17 protein-coding genes are annotated in these 21,980 nt (G+C 70.9%); 7 read left to right on the forward strand and 10 right to left on the reverse strand.

What is annotated here, in order from left to right:
* Positions 1 to 100: 100 nt before the first annotated feature.
* Together acnA and IEY87_RS22725 are read right to left on the reverse strand one after the other, a co-directional pair.
* Entirely contained in the window at positions 101 to 2,872 is a 2,772-nt protein-coding gene (gene acnA / locus IEY87_RS22720; RefSeq protein ID WP_189140775.1) for an aconitate hydratase AcnA, read from the reverse strand.
* A gap of 141 nt (positions 2,873 to 3,013) precedes the next feature.
* Positions 3,014 to 3,742 (reverse strand): metal-dependent hydrolase, encoded by a 729-nt coding sequence (locus tag IEY87_RS22725; protein WP_189140776.1) that lies wholly within the window; start codon positions 3,740 to 3,742, stop codon positions 3,014 to 3,016.
* A gap of 243 nt (positions 3,743 to 3,985) precedes the next feature.
* Between IEY87_RS22725 and IEY87_RS22730 the strand changes: the two genes are divergently transcribed.
* Entirely contained in the window at positions 3,986 to 4,690 is a 705-nt protein-coding gene (locus IEY87_RS22730) for a PadR family transcriptional regulator (RefSeq protein ID WP_189140777.1), read from the forward strand.
* Between the two features lie 56 nt (positions 4,691 to 4,746).
* A complete protein-coding gene (locus tag IEY87_RS46735) occupies positions 4,747 to 5,238 on the forward strand; it encodes a DUF1707 SHOCT-like domain-containing protein (protein ID WP_189140778.1) in 492 nt (163 codons plus the stop codon).
* Between the two features lie 3 nt (positions 5,239 to 5,241).
* Here IEY87_RS46735 and IEY87_RS22740 read toward each other — a convergent pair whose 3' ends face one another.
* From IEY87_RS22740 to IEY87_RS22755, 5 genes are all read right to left on the reverse strand, one after another.
* Entirely contained in the window at positions 5,242 to 6,642 is a 1,401-nt protein-coding gene (locus tag IEY87_RS22740; RefSeq protein WP_189140779.1) for a sugar porter family MFS transporter, read from the reverse strand.
* A 68-nt stretch (positions 6,643 to 6,710) separates the two neighbouring features.
* Entirely contained in the window at positions 6,711 to 6,833 is a 123-nt protein-coding gene (locus IEY87_RS46740; protein WP_263652528.1) for a hypothetical protein, read from the reverse strand.
* A complete protein-coding gene (locus IEY87_RS22745) occupies positions 6,830 to 9,283 on the reverse strand; it encodes a polynucleotide kinase-phosphatase (protein ID WP_189140780.1) in 2,454 nt (817 codons plus the stop codon). Before IEY87_RS22745 ends, IEY87_RS46740 begins: the two co-directional genes overlap by 4 nt.
* A complete protein-coding gene (locus tag IEY87_RS22750) occupies positions 9,276 to 10,898 on the reverse strand; it encodes a 3' terminal RNA ribose 2'-O-methyltransferase Hen1 (protein ID WP_189140781.1) in 1,623 nt (540 codons plus the stop codon). Before IEY87_RS22750 ends, IEY87_RS22745 begins: the two co-directional genes overlap by 8 nt.
* Positions 10,899 to 10,946: 48 nt before the next feature.
* Complete coding sequence (locus IEY87_RS22755) at positions 10,947 to 11,861, reverse strand: LLM class F420-dependent oxidoreductase (RefSeq protein ID WP_189140782.1); 915 nt, start codon at positions 11,859 to 11,861, stop codon at positions 10,947 to 10,949.
* 152 nt (positions 11,862 to 12,013) lie between these two features.
* Between IEY87_RS22755 and IEY87_RS22760 the strand changes: the two genes are divergently transcribed.
* Genes IEY87_RS22760 through IEY87_RS22775 form a run of 4 tightly spaced genes read left to right on the forward strand, consistent with a single transcriptional unit; the run spans position 12,014 to position 15,842 of the window.
* Positions 12,014 to 13,009, forward strand: a complete 996-nt coding sequence (locus tag IEY87_RS22760; protein WP_189140783.1) for a glycoside hydrolase family 18 protein — start codon at positions 12,014 to 12,016, stop codon at positions 13,007 to 13,009.
* A 33-nt stretch (positions 13,010 to 13,042) separates the two neighbouring features.
* Positions 13,043 to 14,161, forward strand: coding sequence for a sensor histidine kinase (locus IEY87_RS22765; RefSeq protein ID WP_189140784.1), 1,119 nt, complete (start codon positions 13,043 to 13,045; stop codon positions 14,159 to 14,161).
* Positions 14,158 to 15,246: a sensor histidine kinase gene (locus IEY87_RS22770; protein ID WP_189140785.1), complete on the forward strand. Its 1,089-nt coding sequence runs from the start codon at positions 14,158 to 14,160 to the stop codon at positions 15,244 to 15,246. Before IEY87_RS22765 ends, IEY87_RS22770 begins: the two co-directional genes overlap by 4 nt.
* On the forward strand, positions 15,243 to 15,842 hold the full coding sequence (locus IEY87_RS22775; RefSeq protein WP_189140786.1) for a response regulator transcription factor: 600 nt from the start codon (positions 15,243 to 15,245) through the stop codon (positions 15,840 to 15,842). The genes IEY87_RS22770 and IEY87_RS22775 overlap by 4 nt, the downstream gene beginning before the upstream one ends.
* A gap of 28 nt (positions 15,843 to 15,870) precedes the next feature.
* On the opposite strand, the gene IEY87_RS22780 is transcribed toward IEY87_RS22775, so the two are convergent.
* Together IEY87_RS22780 and IEY87_RS22785 are read right to left on the reverse strand one after the other, a co-directional pair.
* Positions 15,871 to 16,566, reverse strand: coding sequence for a DUF4352 domain-containing protein (locus IEY87_RS22780; RefSeq protein WP_189140787.1), 696 nt, complete (start codon positions 16,564 to 16,566; stop codon positions 15,871 to 15,873).
* Between the two features lie 281 nt (positions 16,567 to 16,847).
* Positions 16,848 to 18,098, reverse strand: a complete 1,251-nt coding sequence (locus IEY87_RS22785) for a class I SAM-dependent RNA methyltransferase (protein WP_225277564.1) — start codon at positions 18,096 to 18,098, stop codon at positions 16,848 to 16,850.
* A gap of 63 nt (positions 18,099 to 18,161) precedes the next feature.
* Here IEY87_RS22785 and IEY87_RS22790 point away from each other — a divergent pair, with 63 nt between their 5' ends.
* A complete protein-coding gene (locus IEY87_RS22790; RefSeq protein WP_225277563.1) occupies positions 18,162 to 19,802 on the forward strand; it encodes an alpha/beta hydrolase in 1,641 nt (546 codons plus the stop codon).
* 73 nt (positions 19,803 to 19,875) lie between these two features.
* On the opposite strand, the gene IEY87_RS22795 is transcribed toward IEY87_RS22790, so the two are convergent.
* Positions 19,876 to 21,921, reverse strand: a complete 2,046-nt coding sequence (locus IEY87_RS22795; protein ID WP_189140789.1) for an APC family permease — start codon at positions 21,919 to 21,921, stop codon at positions 19,876 to 19,878.
* Positions 21,922 to 21,980: the final 59 nt, after the last annotated feature.

The raw sequence follows: 21,980 nt of genomic DNA on the forward strand, positions 1-21,980 counted from the left end.
TGAGGATCGCGCCCGTGCCCTGCCGCCAGGCGGCCGGGCCCCCGGCGCCCGCGCCCCGGCTCATGGCCGGAGCGTGGGCCCGGGACGCCTGGACGCGCGGTCAGGACTTGGCGAGCAGGCCGCGCAGCACGTACTGCATGATGCCGCCGTGCCGGTAGTAGTCGGCCTCGCCGGGGGTGTCGATGCGCAGCACCGCGTCGAACTCCACGTCGCCGGCCTTGACGTGCACGGTCCGCGGGATGCCGCCCTCGTTGAGCGCGGTGACGCCGCTGATCTCGAACGTCTCCTCGCCGGTCAGCCCGAGCGACTCCGCCGTGACCCCCTCGGGGAACTGCAGCGGGAGCACGCCCATGCCGATCAGGTTGGAGCGGTGGATGCGCTCGTAGGACTCGGCGATGACGGCGCGGACGCCGAGCAGCGCGGTGCCCTTGGCCGCCCAGTCGCGCGAGGAGCCGGAGCCGTACTCCTTGCCGGCCAGCACGACCAGCGGCGTGCCCGCCGAGGCGTAGTTGGCCGAGGCGTCGTAGATGAACGACACCGGCGCGTCGGCCTGGGTGAAGTCGCGGGTGTAGCCGCCTTCGGTGCCCGGCGCGACCTGGTTGCGCAGGCGGATGTTGGCGAAGGTGCCGCGGATCATCACCTCGTGGTTGCCGCGCCGCGAGCCGTAGGAGTTGAAGTCCTTGACCTCGACGCCGTGCTCGCGCAGGTATTCGGCGGCCGGGGTGCCGGCCTTGATGGAGCCGGCCGGCGAGATGTGGTCGGTGGTGACCGAGTCTCCGACCTTGACCAGCACGCGGGCGCCGGCGATGTCGGTGACGGGCTCCGGCTCCACCGGCATGCCCTCGAAGTAGGGGGCCTTGCGCACATAGGTGGAGTCGGGGTCCCACTCGAAGGTGTCGCCCGTCGGGATGGACAGCGAGCGCCAGTGGTCGTCGCCCTCGAAGACGTCGGCGTAGTCGCGCACGAACATGTCGCGCCCGATCGAGGAGTGCACCACCTCGGTGATCTCCTCGGGCGACGGCCAGATGTCGCGCAGGTAGACCGGCTTGCCGTCGGCGCCCGTGCCGAGCGGCTCGGTGTCGAGGTCGAGGTCCATGGTCCCGGCCAGCGCGTAGGCGACCACGAGCGGCGGCGAGGCCAGGTAGTTCATCTTGACGTCGGGGTTGATCCGGCCCTCGAAGTTGCGGTTGCCGGACAGCACGGCGGTGACCGCGAGGTCGTTGGCCTGGATCGCCTCGGAGATCTCCGGCTCCAGCGGGCCGGAGTTGCCGATGCAGGTGGTGCAGCCGTAGCCGACGAGGTTGAAACCGATCTTGTCGAGGTACGGCTGGAGGCCGGAGCGCTCGAAGTAGCCCGTGACGACCTGCGAGCCGGGCGCCAGCGAGGTCTTGACCCACGGCTTGCGGGTCAGGCCCTTCTCGACGGCGTTGCGGGCCACCAGGGCCGCGCCGAGCATGACGTACGGGTTGGAGGTGTTGGTGCACGAGGTGATCGCGGCGATGGAGACGATGCCGTGGTCGATCTCGAAGGAGGTGCCGTCGGCCAGCGTGACCGGCACCTTCTTGTGCGGCCGCGAGCCGTTGAGGTGGGCGGCGTGCGGCTGGTCGCCGGCGCCGTTGTGGCTGATCGCCGGGGAGTCGGAGGCCGGGAAGGACTCGTCGGACGCCTCGTCGACGGGGCCCAGGTCGGCCGGCGCGTAGTCCTTGACGGCGGCGCGCCAGGCGCGCTTGGCGTCCGACAGCGCGATGCGGTCCTGCGGGCGCTTGGGGCCGGCGATCGACGGCACGACGGTGCCGAGGTCGAGCTCGATGTACTCGGAGAAGACCGGCTCGGGCGCCGACTGGTCGAGCCACATGCCCTGGGTCTTGGCGTAGGCCTCGACGAGCGCGATCTGCTCCTCGGAGCGGCCGGTCAGGCGCAGGTAGTCGATGGTCTGGCCGTCGACGGGGAAGATGGCGCAGGTGGAGCCGAACTCGGGGCTCATGTTGCCGATCGTGGCGCGGTCGGCCAGCGGCACGGAGGCGACGCCGTCGCCGTAGAACTCGACGAACTTGCCGACCACGCCGTGCTTGCGCAGCATCTCGGTGATGGTCAGCACCAGGTCGGTGGCGGTGGCACCGGCGGGCAGCTTGCCGCTGAGCTTGAAGCCGAGGACGCGCGGGATCAGCATGGAGATCGGCTGGCCGAGCATCGCGGCCTCGGCCTCGATGCCGCCGACGCCCCAGCCGAGGACGCCGATGCCGTTCTCCATCGTGGTGTGGGAGTCGGTGCCGACGCAGGTGTCGGGGTAGGCCTTGCCGTCCCTGGTCATCACGACGCGGGCCAGGTGCTCGATGTTGACCTGGTGGACGATGCCGGTGCCGGGCGGGACGACCTTGAACTCGTCGAAGGCCGTCTGGCCCCAGCGAAGGAACTGGTAACGCTCGCGGTTGCGCTCGTACTCGCGCTCGACGTTGCGCCGGAAAGCGTCCGGGTGCCCGAAGTAGTCGACGATGACCGAGTGGTCGATGACCATCTCGGCGGGGGCCAGCGGGTTGATGCGGGCCGGGTCGCCGCCCAGGTCGCGGACGGCCTCGCGCATGGTGGCCAGGTCGACCACGCAGGGCACGCCGGTGAAGTCCTGCATGATGACGCGGGCGGGGGTGAACTGGATCTCCACGCTCGGCGCGGCCGTGGGGTCCCAGCCGCCGAGCGCGCGGATGTGGTCGGCGGTGATGTTGGCGCCGTCCTCGGTGCGGAGGAGGTTCTCCAGCAGGATTTTCAGGCTGTACGGGAGGCGGGCAGCGCCCTCGACGGCATCCAGCCGGAAGATCTCATAACTCGCGTCACCGACGCGTAGCGTGTCACGGCTGCCGAAGCTGTTCGCGGACACGGTGGTTCGCCTCCTCCATAGACAGTTGCTAAGTGAATCCTGCCGCACCTCGGAAACGATCAGCACATTAGGTGACCCTAAGTCCAGGTCGCGGCGGATGTCTCGATGTCAAGATATCTCGAAAAGTATCTCGACATCAAGTTAAACCGGTGCCAGCCGCCAGAACAGCAGGCCGACGATGGCGACCGAGAGCACCGGGGCGAGGATCTTCTGCTCGAATTTCTTGCCGGTCTTGATGCCGATCTTCCACGGCAGCAGGAACTTGACCGACAGCGGCCAGAGCACCGGACAGCCCCGCTCCGTCAGGCAGTCGCCCACCACGTGCGCGAAACTGCCGATCCCGACGGCCAGCCCCAGCCAGGCGTAGCCCACCCCCTGCGACATGAAGACGGCGTAGAGCCCGGCGGTGAGCCCGATGTTGACCAGCGCGGAGGCGATCTTCTTGCCCGGGATGCCGATGCCGAGCGCGCGCAGGGCCAGCCCGATGAGCAGCACGACCATGATGTCGCGGCCGATCGGATAGGTGTTGGCCAGGAAGTGCGCGCCGAACCCGATCGCCACCGCGAAGGCCAGCGAGTGCGTGGCGCCTCTGTGCCCCCCGCTCGCCCAGGACACCGCCTTGCTCAGCATCCAGGTGACCGGCCCGAACGTCTGGGCGATCGTGGCGCTGGGGTGGTCGAGGTCGGGCAGCATCGCGGCGCCCGCGCAGATGATCGCTCCCGCGATGAGCTCGGTCGGGCCCAGGGCGGCGGCCATGATCCCGGTCTCGATGAAGCGTGAGGACTCGTTCAGCAGCGGTAACGCGGCCAACGGCGGCGCCAGGCCCAGCCAGGCGATGGCCCCCGTGAGCGCATGAGTGTGGCCCATCATGATCGGACTGTACGCCAAACTCGCCGGAAACGCAGACGAGGTCGTCTCCGCGGCGACAGCACCCCCCAGCCCTGCCGACGCGGAACGACCTCGTCTGCTCTGAACAACGGCCCCCCACCCCATCCTGTTCCCGGATTCCTGAAGTTTTTGGTGATCTGTCTCACTTGCCGGATCGCATTGCCAACGACATGCCAAAGATATATCTTTGAAGAGTCGAGAACAGTCTCAGAAGGAGAACCTCAGATGACGTACGCACAAGCGGCGGGCGGGCCCTGGCCCGACAAGCACGAGTTCAAGAAGGCCGCCCGTGAGGCGATCAACGCCGTGGCCGGCGCCTTCGAGCAGGGACGCGAGCACCACCACGGCGGCCCGCACGAGCACCGGCACCGCGGCAGGCGCGGGCCCGGCCAGTTCCCGTTCGACTTCGGGCGAGGCCCCTGGGGGCCCGGACCGTTCGGCGGGCACCGAGGCTGGGGCGGCAGGCCGCGCAAGGCCAAGCGGGGCGACGTCCGCGCCGCGATCCTGGCACTGCTGGCCGAGGAGCCGCGCAACGGCTACCAGATCATCCAGGAGATCGCCGAGCGCAGCGAAGGCGGCTGGAAGCCCAGCCCCGGCGCCGTCTACCCGGCGTTGCAGCAGCTCACCGACGAGGGCCTGGTCATCTCCGTCGAGAACGAAGGCCGCAAGACGTTCCGGCTCACCGAGTCCGGCCAGGCCTACATCGACGCGCACGCCGACGAGGTCAGCGCCCCGTGGGACGACATGCGGCCCGACATCGACGACAACACGGCGGACCTGTGGGACACCGCCCGGCAGTCCGCGTTCGCGATGATGCAGATTCTGCAGACCGGAAGTGACGCACAAATCCGCGAAGCGCGTAAGACTCTGGGTGAGACCCGGCGCAAGCTCTACCAGATCCTGGCCGACGGCGACCCGGGCGAGGAGTGACCGGCGTGACCAGTGCCGCACTGGCAGGCGGGCTCGGAGAGAGGAATCAATCCGGCATGGACCCTAACGATCTCCGCATCGGCGACGCCGAGCGCGAGCAGACCATGGCCGCCCTGCGCGAGCACTTCGCGGCAGGCCGCCTGAACCACGAGGAGCTCGACGAGCGCCTGGACCAGACCCTGGCGGCGCGCACCGTCGGCGAACTGGTCCACGTGACGGCCGACCTGCCGGGCAGCCAGGTGCCGGGCTACCGCGAGCCGGCCGCGCCGCACGACGCGAACGACTGGCGGGAGGCGATGCGCGCGCAGCGCAAGCAGATGCGGGCGCTGCACCACCAGCACCGGGAGGCGCACCACCGCGGCCGGCCGGGTCCCCCCTGGCGTGGTCACCACGGCCCCGGCCCGATCCTGCCGTTCCTGTTCGTCCTGGTGATGTTGGGGTTGATCTTCGGCGGGGCCGGCGTGTTCAAGGTGCTGTTCTTCGTCTGGATATCGGCGATGATCTTCACCTTCGTCAGCCGGCGCCTGCACCGCCACCGCCGGGACTGAGTGTCACCCCATCTCTTCGAGCCGCCGGCCCTTGGTCTCCTTGAGCCATCTGGCCACGAAGAGGAAGGAGAGCACGGCGAAGAGCGCGTACATGGCGTAGGTGAGCGGCAGGTTCCACGCCGACAGCGCCGGGAAGGTCACCGTGATCAGCCAGTTCGCCACCCACTGAGCCGCCGCCGCGACACCCAGGGCGGCGGCTCGGATCCGGTTGGGGAACATCTCGCCTAGCAGCACCCAGACCACCACGCCCCACGACAGCGCGAAGAACAGCACGAACGCGTTGGCGGCGATCAGCGCGACCAGGCCCTGCACATCGGGCAGCGAGACCTCCCCGCCGACGGTCCTGGCGGAGCTGAAGGCGAAGGCGGCGGTGGCCAGCGAGATCGCCATCCCGGCGGAGCCGATGAGCAGCAGCGGCTTACGGCCGATCCGGTCGACCAGGGCGATGGCGATGAAGGTGCCGATGATGTTGATGACCGAGCTGGAGAAGCTGATCAGCAGGGAGTCGGCCTGGTTGATGCCCACCGACTGCCACAGCACCGACGAGTAGTAGAAAATCACGTTGATGCCCACGAACTGCTGGAAGACCGACAGGACGATGCCGATCCAGACGATCGGCAGCAGTCCGAGCGCGGGCCCGCGCAGGTCCTTCACCGTCGGCCGGTCCTCGGTCCTGAGCACGTGCCTGATCTCCTGCACGCGGGCGTCGACGTCCACGTCCGCGTTCTCGACCTGGCTCAGCACCTGACGAGCCTGCTCGTGCCGGCCGGCCATGACGAGATAGCGGGGCGACTCGGGGATGACCGAGGCCAGCAGGAGGTAGAGCAGAGCCGGCACGACGCACGCCCCCAGCATCCACTGCCAGGCCTGCAGCCCCCACAGCACGTTGTTCACGTCCCCGCCCGCCACCCGGACGAGCACATAGTTGACCAGCTGGGAGCAGGCGATGCCGAGCACGATCGCGAGCTGCTGGAACGAGCCCAGCCTGCCGCGGTAGGCGGCGGGCGCCACCTCGGCGATGTAGGCGGGACCGAGCACGGACGCCATCCCGATCGCGAACCCCGCCAGGAGCCGCCACACGGTCAGGTCCCAGACGGCGAACGGGAGCATCTGCCCGATCGAGCTGACGGCGAACAGGATCGCCGCCGCCTGCATCGACTTGGTCCGCCCCCACCGGTCGGCGAGCCCGCCCCCGATCCACGCGCCCACGGCCGAGCCGAGCAGCGCGATGGCGACCACCACACCGATCTCCACCGGGCCCACCTGGAAATGACGCTGGATACCGACGACGGCGCCGTTGATCACCGAACTGTCGTAACCGAACAGGAATCCGCCCATGGCCGCCGAGGCCGCGATGAAGACGACGTGGCGCAGATTCTCCTGGCGCACATGATCAGTAGCCATACCGATCCCTTCCCCGGAGAGAAGGGCCTACCCCTGGACACCGTGCGTGATGTCCCGATCACCCGATCTCAGCGGGTGATCCAGAAGACCGCGACGGCCACCGCCGCCACCGCCAGCGCCAGCCCGTAGAGGAGCAGGGCCCTGACGAGGCGACGGCGGAGGTACCCGGGGCGGTGCCGGTCGGCGGTCACAGGCGCGGATCCACGGGCTCGGACTCCAACGCCAGCACCCCGAAGACCGGCTCGTGCACCCGCCAGCCCGCCTCCCCCTCGGCCAGCCGCGCGAGCGCCTCCAGGCCGAGCGCGTGCTCGCGCAGCGCGAGCGAGCGCTTCTTGCCGAGAAAACGCCTGCGCAGTACGTCCAGCGACTCGGTGTAGTCAGGGCCGTAGATGATCCGCAGATACTCCCTGCCCCGGACCTTGACGCCCGGCTGGACCCGCCCGCCCACGTGCGCGGCGGGCTTGACCACCATGCCCTCGCCGCCCTGCGCGGTCATGGACTCCCACCACGCCACCGCCTCGGCCCGCGACCGCGCGGAGTCCAGGGAGACGACGACGTGCCGGGTCTGCGTGATCATGGGCGAGTCGAGCAGCGCCAGCGTCTCCAGGTGCCAGGCGTGCGGCTCCAGGGCCGTGGCCCTGCCCTCGCACGCCAGGATCTGGAACGGCGCCAGCCGCACCCCGTCCAGGCCGTCGACCGGCCAGCAGTAGCGTGCGTACGCGTCCCGGAACAGGGCGGCGTTGCCGGCCCGCTGCCGGGTGCGTGCCAGCAGCCCGCCCACGTCGAGCCCGCGCCCGGCCGCCGCCTCCAGCGCCGACACCGCCTCGGGCAGCGCGGCCCGCGCGGCGGCCCCGACGGAGGCGTACTGACTCCTGATCAGCTCGCCCGCCTTGGCCGACCAGGGCAGCAGCTCGCAGTCGAGCACCACCCAGTCGGTGCCGAGCGCCTCCCACAGCGGCTCGCACGCCTCGCGCAGCCGCTCGACGAGCGGCTCCAGGTCGGTGAAGAACGGCCGGCCGGTGCGGGTGTAGACGGCGCCGCCGCCGGCGACGCCGAACCGCTTCAGCGCCGCCTCGGGAGTCCGGGCGAGTACGGCCACCGCCCGCGAGCCCATGTGCTTCTCCTCGCACACCACCTCACCGACCCCGGCCGCGGCGAACTCGTCGAACGCCTCGTCCGGGTGCTCCAGGTAGCCGTCGAGCGCGGACGTCTGGGCCGGCGCCATGGTCGGCGGCAGGTACACCAGCCAGCGCGGGTCCACCGCGAACCGGCTCATGACCTCCAGGGCCGCGGCCGCGTTCTCCTCGTGCACCTTGATCCGCCCGGCGAACCTGGTCTCGATGTGCCGGGTGCCCCGCACGTCGCCGATGTCCAGCAGCGCCGGGTCACGGGCCGGTCCGGCGAGTGGCTTGACCGACTCGTACCAGACCTTCTCGGCGGGCACCTGGACCAGCTCCCGCTCGGGGTAGCGCAGCGCGGTGAGGCTGCCGCCGAAGACGCAGCCGGTGTCGAGGCAGATCGTGTTGTTGACCCACTCGGGCCGGGTGGTGGGCGTGTGGCCGTAGACGACCATGGCCCGGCCGCGGTACTCCTCGGCCCACGGGTAGCGGACCGGCAGGCCGTACTCGTCGGTCTCGCCGGTGGTGTCGCCGTACAGGGCGAACGCGCGGACCCGGCCGGACGCGCGGCCGTGGTAGGCCTCCTTGAGTCCGGCGTGCGCGACCACGAGCCGGCCGCCGTCGAGCACGTAGTGGCTGAGCAGGCCGTCCATGAAGGCGAGTGCCCGGGCGACGAACTCCGGCGGCTCGGCGGCGAGCTGGTCGAGCGACTCGCGCAGGCCGTGCGCCACCGTGACCTTGCGGCCCTGCAGGGCGCGGGCCAGCTTGGCCTCGTGGTTGCCCGCCACGCAGATCGCCGTGCCGGCCGCCACCATGCTCATGACCAGGCGCAGCACGCCGGGCGAGTCGGGGCCGCGGTCCACCAGGTCGCCGACGAACACGGCCGTGCGGCCCTCGGGGTGGGTGAGGCCCTCCCAGCCGAGCCGGGCGAGCAGCGACTCCAGCTCCGCGCGGCAGCCGTGCACGTCACCGATGATGTCGAACGGGCCGGTGAGCTCGCGCTTGTCGGTCCAGCCCTTCTCGTACGCGATCTCCGCGCGGTCGATCTCCTCGACGCCGCGCAGGACGTGCACCTTCCTGAAGCCGTCGCGGGAGATCTTGCCGAGCGAGCGGCGCAGGTCCTTGCGCTGGCGGATCACCACCCGGGCGCCGAAGTCGCGGTCGGGGCGGGTGGAGTTGCGCTCGACGGCCACCTCCTCCGGCACGTCCAGGACGATCGCCTCGGCCAGCACGTCGTGCTTCTTGGCCAGGTCGATGAGGCTCCTGCGGGCGGCGTACTGCACGTTGGTGGCGTCGACCACGGTGAGCAGGCCCCTGGACAGGCGCACGCCGACGATGTGGTGGAGCAGGTCGAACGCCGCCGGGGTGGCCGACTGGTCGTTCTCGTCGTCGGAGACCAGGCCGCGGCAGAAGTCCGACGAGATGATCTGCGTCGGCTTGAAGTGCCTGGCGGCGAACGTCGACTTGCCGCTGCCGGAGACGCCGACGAGCACGACGAGGGAGAGCTCGGGGATGCTAATCACGGACGAACACTCCCATCTGGGTGGGCGGGCCGAGGTCAGGATCTGGTTCGCCCACGGGCCTGACGGTGGCACGGTAGCCGTACCGACCGGCCACCCGGGCCACCCAGGCGGCGAACTCGGCGCGGGTCCACTCGAAACGGTGGTCGGGGTGGCGCAGCCCGGTCAGGAACTCGTAGCGGACGTTGTACTCGATGTTCGGCGTGGTCACCAGCACGTGACCGGGCCTGGCATGCCCGAACACGACCTGTTCGAGCGCGGCCAGCCGGGGCGGGTCGACGTGCTCGACGACCTCCATGAGCACGGCCGCGTCATAGCCGGACAGCCGCTTGTCGGTGTAGGTGAGCGCGCCCTGGAAGAGGGTGAGCCTGGCCCGCTTGCCGTCGGGCATCCGGTCCAGCTTGAGCTTGCGGGCGGCGATGGTGAGCGCCATCGACGAGACGTCCATCCCGGCCACGCGGGCGAACCTCGGCCTGGACAGCAGCGCGCCGACCAACTCGCCCTTCCCGCAGCCCAGGTCGATCACGCTGGTCGCACCGAGCTCCTCCAGCGTCTCCAGTACGGCGATCCGCCGCTGCAGGTTGAGCGGCGCCCGCTTCACCACCCCGGCACCCTCAAGATCAGCGCCATCGGACTCGGCGCCATCGGACTCGGGCGTCTCCTGCTGGGCCTCGGACGTTGTGGCATCCGGCCCGGCGGCTCCAGGCTCGGGCCGCTCCGCCTGGGCCTCAGGCTGCTCCGCGTGGGCCTCGGGCTGCTCCGCCTGGGCCTCGGGCTGCTCCGCCTGGGCCTCGGCCTCGGCCGCCGCCGCCTCGTCGGCGGCCGTCTCCTCCGCCGGGGCCTCCTCGGACACCGCGGGCTCCAGCCGCTCCTCGGGCTCGTCGCCCAGCTCGGCCAGGCGGGCCAGCGCGGTGCGCGCCATCGCCCAGCGGCGGCCGAGGTAGCGCCGGGTGATCATGGCGCGCTCCGGGTGGTCGCGCAGCCAGCCCTCACCGGCCCGGATCAGCTTGTCGATCTCGTCGGAGGCGATCCAGTAGTGCTTGCCGTCGTCGAGCACGGGCAGCAGCACGTACAGGTGGTTGAGCGCGTCGGCGAGCCGGACGGTGCCGCTCAGCGCGAGCCGGACGTAGCGCGAGTCGCCCCACTCGGGAAAGCCCTCGTCGAGCAGCACCGGCTGCGCCTCGACCCGCCAGCCGAGCGGCGCGAACAGCCGCTCCGCCAGCTCGGGCCCGCCTCGGCAGGGCAGCGCGGGCAGCCGGATCTCCAGCGGTAGCGGCGTGTCGGCCAGCTCCTGCCGGGAGGCGCACCGCCCGGCCCGCGCGGTCCTGAATACATCGGCCAGCGCCACCGCCAGCAGCGAGGAGGCGGCGTAGGGCCGGTCGTTCACGTACTGGGACAGGCTGAAGTCGGGCGAGCCCTTGCCCCGCGACCGGGCCAGTGCCACCGGGTCGATGTCCAGCAGCAGCGCCGCGGTGCAGCGCTCGTCGCCGGCTTCGGGGTAGAACACGGTGGCCTCCCCGAACGACTGCCCGAACCGCTGCACCTTGTCGGGATGTTTGTGCAGCAGGAAACCCAGGTCGGTGGCGGGCCGGGCCGTCGTGGAGATCGTCAGAAGCACCGCCCAAGTCTGCCCCAGCCGGACAAAGGGCCGCCATCGTATTAGTCACTACACGTGCGGCAGCACCTCCGCGGCGATCAGCTCCAGGTGGTCGAGGTCCGCCAGGTCCATCACCTGGAGGTAGACGCGCTCGGCGCCGAGCTCGGCGATCCGGCCGATCTTCTCCAGCACCTCGGCGGGGCTGCCGGCCAGGCCGTTCTCGCGCAGCTCGGCCAGGTCCGTGCCGATGGCGGCCGCACGCCGCTCGAGCTCCGCCTGGTCGCGGCCGACGCAGACGGTCTGCGCCGCCGACAGCGTGACGGTACGGCCGGTCTCCTGGACCGCCTGCCGTACCCGGCCGAAGGCCTCGCCGGTGGCGTCGAGCGTACGGAACGGCACGTTGTACTCGTCGGCGAAGGCCGCGGCGAGCCGGGGCGTGCGCTTGGCGCCGACGCCGCCGATGATGATCGGCGGGTTGGGCCGCTGGGCCGGCTTGGGCAGCGCGGGCGAGTCGACGAGCCGGTAGTAGCGGCCGTCGTAGGAGAACGACTTCTCGGCCGTCCAGAGCCCCTTGACGATCTCGACCTGCTCCTCGAAGCGGCCGAACCGCTCCCCCGACGGCGGGAACGGGATGCCGTAGGCGGTGTGCTCGGCGTCGAACCAGCCCGCGCCGATGCCCAGCTCCACCCGGCCGCCGCTCATCTGGTCCACCTGGGCCACGCTGATCGCCAGCGGGCCCGGCAGCCGGAACGTGGCCGGGCTCACCAGGGTGCCCAGCCTGATCGTGGACGTCTCCCTGGCCAGCCCGGCCAGGGTGATCCAGGCGTCGGTGGAGCCGGGACCCGGGTCGCCCTCCCCGATGCGCCGGTAGTGGTCGGACCGGAAGAACGCGTCGAACCCCAGGCGCTCGGCGGCCTTGGCCACGGCGAGGAGATCGTTATAGGTGGCCCCCTGCTGGGGCTCGGTGAAGATTCGCAACTTCATGACGCCATTATCCGCTCATAACGGACGCCATCCGGAGATTGCCCCCGCGACACCGCGAACGCTTGCTAGCGTCCACCCCCAAGCGCACTCTGTAGCCGCTCGAACACCCGGAGTGACCTATGTCGGCATCACGGCGTAAGAGGCGTCCGGGCATGCTCCCGCGCCCTTTCGCGGTCCTGTTTGCGCTGGCCCTGGCCGGGGCCACCGCGGTGGCGATCTCGCTGCTGCCCGCGCGGGCCACCCTCCAGCTCACCGTCCCCAGGCCGGCGCCGTCGTCGGCCGGGCCGGCCCCGGCCGCGCTGCTGGGACGGTCCACCTACGTCCGCTTCGTCGACACCGCGGCGGAGCCGGGCTTCGACCTGCCGGCCGACGCGCGCCGCAGCGGCGTGCGCTGGTACGCACTCGGCCACCTGGTCGCGGGCCCCGACGGGTGCACCTCGCGATGGGCCGGACGGCTGGACTTCGGCCACGACCCGGTGGCCAAGCGGATCGGCGGCCTGCGCGCCAGGGGCGGCGACGCCGGGCTGATCTTCGGTGGTCCCGACGGGGGTGAGCCGGCGGCCACCTGCACCAGGCCGGGCGCCCTCGCCGCCGCCTACCGCCGTGTCGTGGGCGCCTTCGACGCCGACTACATCGACTTCGACCTCCGTACCGACAGTGAAGATCACGCGGCGACGGCAGTGCGGCGGGCGCGAGCCATCAGGGCGATGCAGCAGGAGCGGCGGCTGCGGGTCAGCTTCACGCTGCCGCTGCGCCCGTACGGGATCGCCACCCGCGACCTGGACACGCTGCGCCTCACCCGCAAGGCCGGAGCCGACATCGGGGCCGTCAACCTGCTGGCCGACATCGAGCCGCACACCGCCGCCGAGGGGCGGATGCAGCGGGTGGCGCTGGCCCTGCACGCGGCGCGCACCCAGCTCGCGCGGGCGCACGACCTGGCCGATCCGGAGCACGCCTGGCGGCGGCTGGCACTGACCTGCGTACTGAAGGATCCGGACGATCTGAGCGAGACCGACGCCCGCAAGCTGACGGCCTTCGCCGACCGCTACGGGCTGGCCTGGCTGTCCGCGCGCGGGGCGGATCCCAAACCCGGCGTCGAGGGAATTCTGCGGCGCGCACCCACGCGAACTATAGGATTTCCTGAGTAAGGGGCAGCTTTTGATCCATTAGGGGGATGCCGGGTGGCCACAAGGCCGGAAACGGCGAAGAAGATCCTTCTCTACTGGATGTACGGCTCGATGGCCCTTTTCGGGTGCTTCCTCGCGGGATCCACCGTCACCGCCACCGTGCAGGGCCACACCTCTCCGCCTGCCATGCTCACCTCCCTGGCCGGCACGGCGAGCGTGCTGGTGCTCTACTGCCTCATCCTCAAAGACGCCTTCGACGACCGGCCGCTCCCCGTACTGAAGCTGACCGCGGGCGCCCTGCTCGCGGCGGCCGTGGTGGCGCTGCAAGTGCCGGGCTTGGCCGCCGGCACCGAGGGCGCGGAGTCGATCGTCTTCATCTGGCTCGCCTCGGCCACGCTGTACCTGCCGCTCTGGTCGATCCTCACCCTCGGCGCCACCCTCACCGCCGCGTTCACCGTCTACACCTCGGCCATGACCGCCCTGTCGTGGCAGGGCGCGCTGATGAGCTACGCCGTCAGCGCGCTGCTGTGGCCCGCGGCGACCTGGATCTGGTGCTGGGTGTGGCGGACCATCAGGGACGTGCATGACGGTCAGGAGGCCAAGACCAGGCTCGCCGTGTCGGAGGAACGGCTGCGCTTCGCCCGCGACCTGCACGACCTGCTCGGCCACAGCCTGTCGGTCATCACCCTCAAGAGCGAGCTGTCGGCCAAAATGGCCACCAAGGACGCCGCCAGGGCCGCCACCGAGATGTCGGAGGTGCGGCGCCTGGCCGGGGAGTCACTGGCGGAGGTGCAGGTGGCCGTGGACGGCTATCGCTCGCTCGACCTGGACGAGGAGCTGGCCGGGGTGCGCGCCGCGCTGGAGGCGGCCGGTGCCCGCTGCACGATCGAGGCCAGGGCCGACGCGCTGTCACCCCCCGCCCGTACGCTGCTCGCCTGGGCGGTCCGGGAAGGGGCGACCAACGTGCTGAAGCACAGCCGGGCGACCCGGTGCTCGATCATGATCGACGGCGGGGTGCTGGAGATGCGTAACGACGGCGTGAAAGCGCCGGCCGCCGGCGCGGGCAGCGGCCTGCGCGGGCTCGCCGAGCGGATGTCCACCGCGGGCGGCTCGTTCTCCGCCACACCCACGCCGGCCGGGGAGTTCGTGCTGCGGGCCGAGGTGCCGGCATGAGGAAGGCCAGCAAGCTCGACAAGGTCCGATGGCTCATCCTCTACTCCTCCGACTTTGCTCTCCTACTGGGCCTGCTCGGCGTCATCGATCTCTATTACCACTGGTTGGCGGGGGTCCCGGCGTCGCTGGTCGTCGTCGCCGTCGCGCTCGTCGTGATCGTGATCGTGCTGGCCTCCCGCTCGCTCAGGATCGCCGTCAGAGGCGGGCCCCGGCCCACCGGGATGCTGGCGGCGGCCGGGACGATGGTCCTGCTGCTGGCCGCGTTCCCGATCCTGTGGGTGATGCCGGTGTGGCTGGCGATGGCGGCGCCCTTCGTCCGCAGACGCACCCTGCTGCTGCTGTCCCTCGCCTCCATCACGTTCGTCACCGTGTACGTGGCGCTGGTCGACGGCTTCAACCCGCAGGTGCTCATCCTCCAGGTCGTGGCCACCATGATCGTCGCCGGCGGCGTGCTGGCGAACCTGTGGCTGTGGCGGATCACCAGAGAGGCGCACGAGGGCGAGGAGGCCAGGGCCCTGCTGGCCGTGTCGGAGGAGCGGCTGCGCTTCGCCCGCGACCTCAACGACCTGCTCGGGCAGAGCCTGACCGACATCTCGGCCCGGACGGCGGACGCCGAACAGGCCCTGCGCGCCGACCCGGAGGCCGCCGCCCGCGAGATGTTCGAGGTCCGCGACCTGGCCAGGCAGACGTTACGTGAGGTGCGCCTCACCGTGCAGAGCTACCGGGCGCTCGACCTCGGCGAGGTGCTCGCCAGTGTGCGGGCGGTGCTGGAGGCGGCCGACGTGCACTGCACCGTGGACGCCGAGACGGGCGAGCTGACCGCCGAGACCCGCACCCTGCTCGCCACCGTGGTCCGCGAGGGAGCCACCAACGTGCTCAAGCACAGCAAGGCCGAGCACTGCACGATCACGATCAAGGAGGGGATTCTGGAGATGTCCAACGACGGCGTCACCGGCCCGGCGGGCGAGCACGCACCCAACGGCCTGGGCGGCCTGGCGCAGCGCGTCAGCACCGCGGGCGGCGCGCTCTCCGCCGCGCCCACACCGGAGGGCGCCTACCTGCTCAGGGTCGTGGTGCCGGCATGACCACCCGCGTGCTGCTGGCCGACGACGAGCACCTCATCCGTGGCGCGATCGCCGCGCTGCTCGACCTGGAGGAGGGGATCGAGGTCGTCGCCCAGGTCGGCAGGGGCGACGAGGTCCTGGCGGCCGTCGCCGAACACCGGCCGGACGTGGCCGTCCTGGACATCGAGATGCCCGGCATGGACGGGCTCAGCGCCGCCGAGCAGATCAGCTCCCTGTGCAAGATCGTGATCCTGACCAGCCTGGGCCGGCCCGGCTATCTGCGCCGGGCGATGGCGGCGGGGGTGAGCGGGTTCCTCGGCAAGGACGCCTCGGCCGAGGAGCTGGCCATGGCGATCCACAAGGTGCAGTCCGGCGGCCGCTACCTGGACGCCGAGCTGGCCGCCGCCGCCATGGCGGCCGGCGACAGCCCGCTCACCGACCGCGAGCGTGACGCGCTGCGGCTGGCGGGCGACGGCCACACGATCTCCAGGATCGCCGCCGAACTGCACCTCACCGAGGGCACCGTACGCAACTATCTGTCGAGCGCGATGACCAAGCTGAATGCCCAGAACCGGCTGGAGGCCATCCGCACCGCCCAGCGCATGGGCTGGCTCTAGGAGCGGCAGGCGGCGACGGTGCGTGTTCTCATCGCAGGTCCACCTGCACGCCGCCGGAGAACATGCTGTCGTGCAGCTCGATCGAGTCTGGCTTCACGCTCTTGGGCACGTCGAACACGACGATGCCACGTACCTTGTTGCCGGGGTTGATCTTCTCGTACAGCGACTTGGAATCTTCCAGGTAGATCGCGGCACCGCTGTCGACGTCGAACTCCTTGCCGTTGGCGTGCAGCTTCTGCACGCTTCCGAAGAAGGACTGGCCTTCGTCCCCGATGTTCTCCACGGTGACGTGCACGAGCAGGAACACGCCCTGGGCCTCGGTGCCGAGAAAGTCGGTGCCGATGGACGTCCGCTTCTCCAGCTTGGTCACGGTGAAGGCGAACTTCCCGTCGCGGACGGTGTCGCCGATCCCGGCGGTCTTCACCACCCGCTCCTTCGTCGTCTTCTTCGCGCTGCCGCCGGTGCCGACCTCGGTGTCCTCGGCGGGGCCGGCCACCGCGCTGGTGGTCGGCTCGTTCCCGCTGTTGCCGAGCGCGGCGATCAGGACCGCGCAGCCACCGAACATGACGAGCATCACCACACCGATGACGACAAGGATGAGCGGCGCGCTGCTCTTCTTCCGGCGCGGGGGTGGCCCGTACATCTGCTGGGTCGGGTATCCGTGCTGGGGCGGATACTGCGGCGGCTGGTATCCGTGCGGGTCTTGCCCGTAAGGCTGCGACATGGGGGGTCTCCGATCGTCTGTGAGACGGGTAAGACGTGAGACGTGCCAACGCACCGTATGGTTGGCGTTACGTGCTGTATCGGCTTGGCCAGATGTGGACATCCATCTGGAGACCCGACCCCGACGATGACGAGTAGGTTCCCGGGCATGAGTACGCCCCGCCACCGAACCCGGTGACGGGGCGTTTCATGATCGTGCGTCACACACGCGTCATGATCTTGGGATGTCCAGAGTCACGCCGAGACGCATGCTGTCGTCCCAGTGCTGGTCATAGCCGTGACCTAGCCCTTGACCAGTAGCGCCACGCACTCCACATGGTGCGTCATCGGGAAGGCGTCGAACGCGCGCAGGTCCGTCAGGGGGTAGCCGCGCTCGGCCAGCCAGGCCAGGTCGCGGGCTAGGGTGGCCGGGTCGCAGGAGACGTAGACGATCCGCTGCGGCGTGAGTGCGGCGATCCGCTCCACCACGTCGCGGCCGAGCCCCGTGCGGGGCGGGTCCACCACCACGAGGTCGGCCCGCTCGATCTGGAAGCGGTCGAGCGCCTCCTCCACCCGCCCGCGCTCCACCCGCGCCTGCGGCAGATCGCGCAGGTTGGCGCGGGCGTCGCGCACGGCCGCGGCCTCGGACTCCAGCCCGAACACCGCGCCCTCGGCCCCCACGCCCTCGGCCAGCCCGGCGGCGAACAGGCCGACGCCGCAGTAGAGGTCGAGGGCCCACTCCCCCGGCTCGGGCGCGGCGTAGGTCAGCACGGCGTCCAGGAGAATCTCGGCGGCGCCGGGATGCACCTGCCAGAAGCCGCTGCCGGCCACCCGGAACTCGCGGTCGCCGACCCGCTCGTGCAGCACGCCCGAGCCACGCCTCGGGACGGTGCGACCCTTGCCCTGGTCGAGCAGGATGGAGGCGTCCGCCTCAAGATCGGGGACGGCCACGCTGCGGCGGGGCCGCGGCGCGACCACGACGGCTCTGTCGCCGCCGGCCGAGGCGATCACCTCGACCGCGGCGGCTCCCGGCCACTCGTGGCCCTCGGCCCCGACGGCCTCCACCTCGGGGTGCGCGATCAGGCAGGCGTCGATCGGCAGGATGTCGTGCGAGCGGTGCTTACGCAGGCCGAGCCGGCCGTCGGGGAGCGCGGCGAACTGGACGCGGGTGCGCCAGCCGAGCCCGTCCTTGGCGCCCGGCACCTCCTCCACGACGACCTCCCGCTCGATGCGGGCCAGCCGGCGCAACTGCTCGGCGACCACGTCGCCCTTGAGCCGGCGCTGCGCGTCCAGGCTCGCGTGCTGCCAGTCGCAGCCGCCGCACCGCCCCGGCCCCGCGTAGCGGCAGGGCGGCACCACGCGGTCGGGGGACGCCTCCAGGATCTCCACGGCGTCGGCCCGCAGGAAGCGGGTGGTCTCCTCGGTCACCTCGACCCTGACCCGCTCGCCCGGCAGGGCGTGCCGGACGAAGACCACCCGCCCTTCATGGCGCGCCACGCACCAGCCGCCATGGGCGACCGGACCTACTGTCAGCTCGAGAGATACCTGTTCCACACGGATACCCTATGCCTACCTGCCCGGCTACTTTCCCCGGGCGATCGACTACTCTGAGTGATCGTGAACGGTGCTCAGGTGGTGGGGCGGCAGCTCGGGTTCGGGGGGACGCTGCTGGCCACACTGTTCTTCTGCGCCTCGCTGACGCCGTCCCTGCTGCCGCGCACCTGGCTCTATCAGGGCCTGATGGGCGGCATCACGGCACTGCTCGGCTACGCGCTGGGAGCCGTCGCCGGGGCGGGCTGCCGGGCGCTGCTGCGCGGCCGCGTGCCGGAGTTCCGGTGGCGGCGGCAGGCCTGGCAGATCATGCTCACCGGCGGTGCGATCCTGACGGCGGCGGCGCTGTGGTACAGCTACGACTGGCAGCGCGACCTGCGCTCGCTCATGGGCATGGACCCCGCCATCAGCTGGTTCCCGCCGGTCATCCTGGCCGTGACCGTCGCGTTCTTCACCGTGTTCCTGCTCCTGGCCCGGATGGTCCGGCTGGGCGTGCGCACGCTCGTCGCCTGGCTCGACCTGTTCGTGCCGCCCTACGTCGGCCAGGTGGTGGGGGTGCTGGTCGTCGCCTTGCTCGTCGCGGTCCTCGCCAACGACGTGCTGTTCTCCGGGTTCGTCACCACCATCAGCGACGTGTCGTCGGTGGCCAACTCCGGCACCCGCCCCGACGTGCGGCGGCCGACGTCCGCTGCCCTGTCCGGCGGGCCGGGGTCGCTGGTGAGCTGGGAGTCCCTGGGCAGGGAGGGGCGCACGTTCACCGGCACCGCCACCACGCCCGCCAGGCTGACCGCGTTCTCCGGCGGCGGCGCGGTCCAGCCGATCAGGGTCTACATCGGCCTGGACGCCACCTCGTCACCGCGCGACCAGGCCGCGCTGGCCGTACGTGAGCTGGAGCGCACCGGCGCGTTCGAGCGGCCGGTGCTGGCCGTGCTGGGCACCACCGGCACCGGCTGGGTCGACCAGGGCATCGCCGACACCCTGGAGTACATGTACAACGGCGACTCGGCCATGGTCGCGATGCAGTACTCCTACCTGCCGAGCTGGGTGTCGTTCCTGGTCGACAGGGGGAAGGCCGCGAGGGCCGGGGCGGCGCTCTTCGAGGCCGTGCGCGCCAGGTGGGCGGCGCTGCCCGCCGGCGCGCGGCCCAAGCTGGTGATCTCCGGTGAGAGCCTGGGCTCCTTCGAGCTGGAGCACGCCTTCCGCGACCTGGGCGACCTGGCGGCCAGGACCGACGGCGCGCTGTTCGTCGGCCCGCCGAACGCCAACCCCATCTGGCGGGCCCTCACCGTCGGCCGCGACCCGGGCAGCCCGCTGTGGCGGCCCGTCTACGACTCCGGCCGGACGGTGCGTTTCGCGCAGCGGCCCGCCGACCTGTGGCGGCCGCCGGGCCCGTGGCCGCCGCCCCGCGTGGTCTACCTGCAGAACGCCTCCGACCCGGTCGTCTGGTGGTCGCCCGCGCTCGTCTACCACCGGCCCGGCTGGCTGGAGCCGCCCCGCGCGCCCGGCGTCAACCCGCAGATGAACTGGTTCCCGCTGGTGACGTTCTGGCAGGTCCTGGTCGACATGATCGCCGCACGGTCCGTCCCGCCCGGCCACGGCCACCGGTACGGGCCCATCATCGTGAACAGCTGGGCCGCGGTCGCCGCGCCACCGGGCTGGACCGAGGCCGACACCACGAGGCTGCGCACCCACATCGACGCGTCCTGACACCGCCGGCGCGTACATCAGCACGTCCTTGAGCCGACGCGTACATCAGCGTGTCCTGACGCAGGCGCTCACATCAGCGCGGCCTGGCACCGCCGGCGCCGTCGCGTCCGTTGTCGCGCGGGCGGCGTCCCCGGCCCGGGACGAGCGGTTCGCGGCGGCCCTGGAGCCGGACGGAGGAGTGCAGCTGCCACGGCACGCTGGTCACCATCACCCCCGGCTTGAACAGCAGGCGCGCCTTGAGCCTGAACGCGCTCTGGTTGTGCAGCAGGTGCTCCCACCAGTGGCCGACGACGTACTCGGGGATGAAGACGGTCACCACGTCACGCGGGGAGCGGCGGCGCAGGCTCTTGACGTAGTCGAGGATCGGCTGAGTGATCTCCCGGTAGGGCGAGTCCAGCATCTTCAGCGGCACCTGGATGCCGCGCCGCTCCCACTCCTCCTGCAGCGCCCGCGCCTCCTGGCCCTCCACCCCCACGGTGATCGCCTCCAGTGTCGACGGCCGGGTGGCGCGGGCGTAGGCCAGGGCCCGCATGGTGGGCTTGTGGATCTTGGACACCAGCACGATCGCGTGGTTGCGGGCGGGCAGCATCGACTCGTCGAAGTCCTCGCTGAGCTCCAACTCGGCCGCGACGTTGTCGTAGTGCCTCCGGATGGCCTTCATCATCAGGAACAGGATCGGCATGGCGATGCACACGATCCAGGCGCCGACCACGAACTTGGTGACCAGCACCACGACGAGCACCAGCGCGGTCATGACCGCGCCGAAGAAGTTGATCATGCGGGAGCGGTGCATCTGGTGGCGCGGCTTCAGGTCCACCTCGGTCCTCAGCCGCCGGGTCCAGTGGATCACCATGCCGGTCTGGCTGAGCGTGAAGGAGACGAAGACGCCGACGATGTAGAGGTTCAGCAGCCGGCTGACGTCCGCCTGGAAGCCCCACAGCAGCAGGCAGGCCGCCAGGGCCAGCAGGATGATGCCGTTGGAGAAGGCCAGCCGGTCGCCGCGGGTGTGCAGCTGGCGGGGCAGGAAACGGTCCTGGGCCAGGATGGAGGCGAGCACCGGGAAGCCGTTGAAGGCGGTGTTGGCCGCCAGGAACAGGATGAGCGCGGTGACCCCCGAGATGACCACGAACGGCATCGACCCGCCGCCGAAGACCGCGTCGGCCACCTGCGAGATGATCGGCTGCTGGTGGTAGTCAGGGCCGACGGGGGTGCCGTCCGCCCGCAGCAGGGCGGTGGCCACCACGGAGGGCTCCGCCACCTTCACCCCGGAGGCCAGCCCCAGCGCGATGATGCCGCCGAACATGGTGACCGCGATCAGGCCCATCATGAGCAGCGTCGTGGCGGCGTTGCGGCTCTTGGGCTTGCGGAAGGCCGGCACGCCGTTGCTAATGGCCTCGACGCCGGTCAGCGCGGCGCAGCCGGTGGAGAAGGCACGCAGGATCAGGAAGGCCGCGGCGAAGGCCGTCAGGTCGCTCTGCTCGGCCACGATCGAGAAGTCGGCGCTGGGCGCGTGCAACTGCTCGCCGAAGACGACCGTACGGAAACCGCCGACGACGATCATCCCGAGCACCACGAACATGAACGCGTAGGTCGGGACGGCGAAGGCCGCGCCCGACTCGCGCAGGCCGCGCAGGTTGACCACGGTCAGCAGGATCACGATGCCGATGGCGACCGTGGGTTTGTGCTGGGCGACGAAGGGGATGGTGGCGCCGACGTAGTCGACGCCGTTGGCCACCGACACCGCGACGGTCAGCACATAGTCGACCATCAGGGCGCTGGCCACGGTGAGCCCGGCGTTTTGCCCGAGGTTGGTGGTGGCGACCTCGTAGTCGCCGCCGCCGCTGGGGTAGGCGTGCACGTTCTGCCGGTAGGAGGCGACGACGGTGAGCATGACCACGATGACGGCGATCGCGATCCACGGACTGTAGGCGTAGAAGGAGACGCCCGCCAGGGAGAGGATGACCAAAATCTCCTGCGGCGCGTAGGCCACCGAGGAGAGCGCGTCGCTGGCGAACACGGGCAGGGCGATGCGCTTGGGCAGCAGTTGCTCGTGGAGCTGGCCGCTACGCAACGCCCTGCCCACAAGCACCCGTTTGAGGAGATCGGTTCCCTTCACCACGTAACGAGATGCTAGCCGTACGAAGTGCGACATCAGACGGGGCGCTCCCCTGGCAAGCC

It is taken from the genome of Nonomuraea glycinis, assembly GCF_014646515.1.
Taxonomy (GTDB): domain Bacteria; phylum Actinomycetota; class Actinomycetes; order Streptosporangiales; family Streptosporangiaceae; genus Nonomuraea; species Nonomuraea glycinis.

What these genes read in the sequence shown, in the direction of transcription:
- IEY87_RS22725 (WP_189140776.1), bottom strand. Translation starts at nt 3,742, where the DNA reads ATGATGGGCCACACTCATGCGCTCACGGGGGCCATCGCCTGGCTGGGC.
- IEY87_RS22730 (WP_189140777.1), top strand. Translation starts at nt 3,986, where the DNA reads ATGACGTACGCACAAGCGGCGGGCGGGCCCTGGCCCGACAAGCACGAG.
- IEY87_RS46735 (WP_189140778.1), top strand. Translation starts at nt 4,747, where the DNA reads ATGGACCCTAACGATCTCCGCATCGGCGACGCCGAGCGCGAGCAGACC.
- IEY87_RS22740 (WP_189140779.1), bottom strand. Translation starts at nt 6,642, where the DNA reads ATGGCTACTGATCATGTGCGCCAGGAGAATCTGCGCCACGTCGTCTTC.
- IEY87_RS22755 (WP_189140782.1), bottom strand. Translation starts at nt 11,861, where the DNA reads ATGAAGTTGCGAATCTTCACCGAGCCCCAGCAGGGGGCCACCTATAAC.
- IEY87_RS22760 (WP_189140783.1), top strand. Translation starts at nt 12,014, where the DNA reads ATGCTCCCGCGCCCTTTCGCGGTCCTGTTTGCGCTGGCCCTGGCCGGG.
- IEY87_RS22770 (WP_189140785.1), top strand. Translation starts at nt 14,158, where the DNA reads ATGAGGAAGGCCAGCAAGCTCGACAAGGTCCGATGGCTCATCCTCTAC.
- IEY87_RS22775 (WP_189140786.1), top strand. Translation starts at nt 15,243, where the DNA reads ATGACCACCCGCGTGCTGCTGGCCGACGACGAGCACCTCATCCGTGGC.
- IEY87_RS22780 (WP_189140787.1), bottom strand. Translation starts at nt 16,566, where the DNA reads ATGTCGCAGCCTTACGGGCAAGACCCGCACGGATACCAGCCGCCGCAG.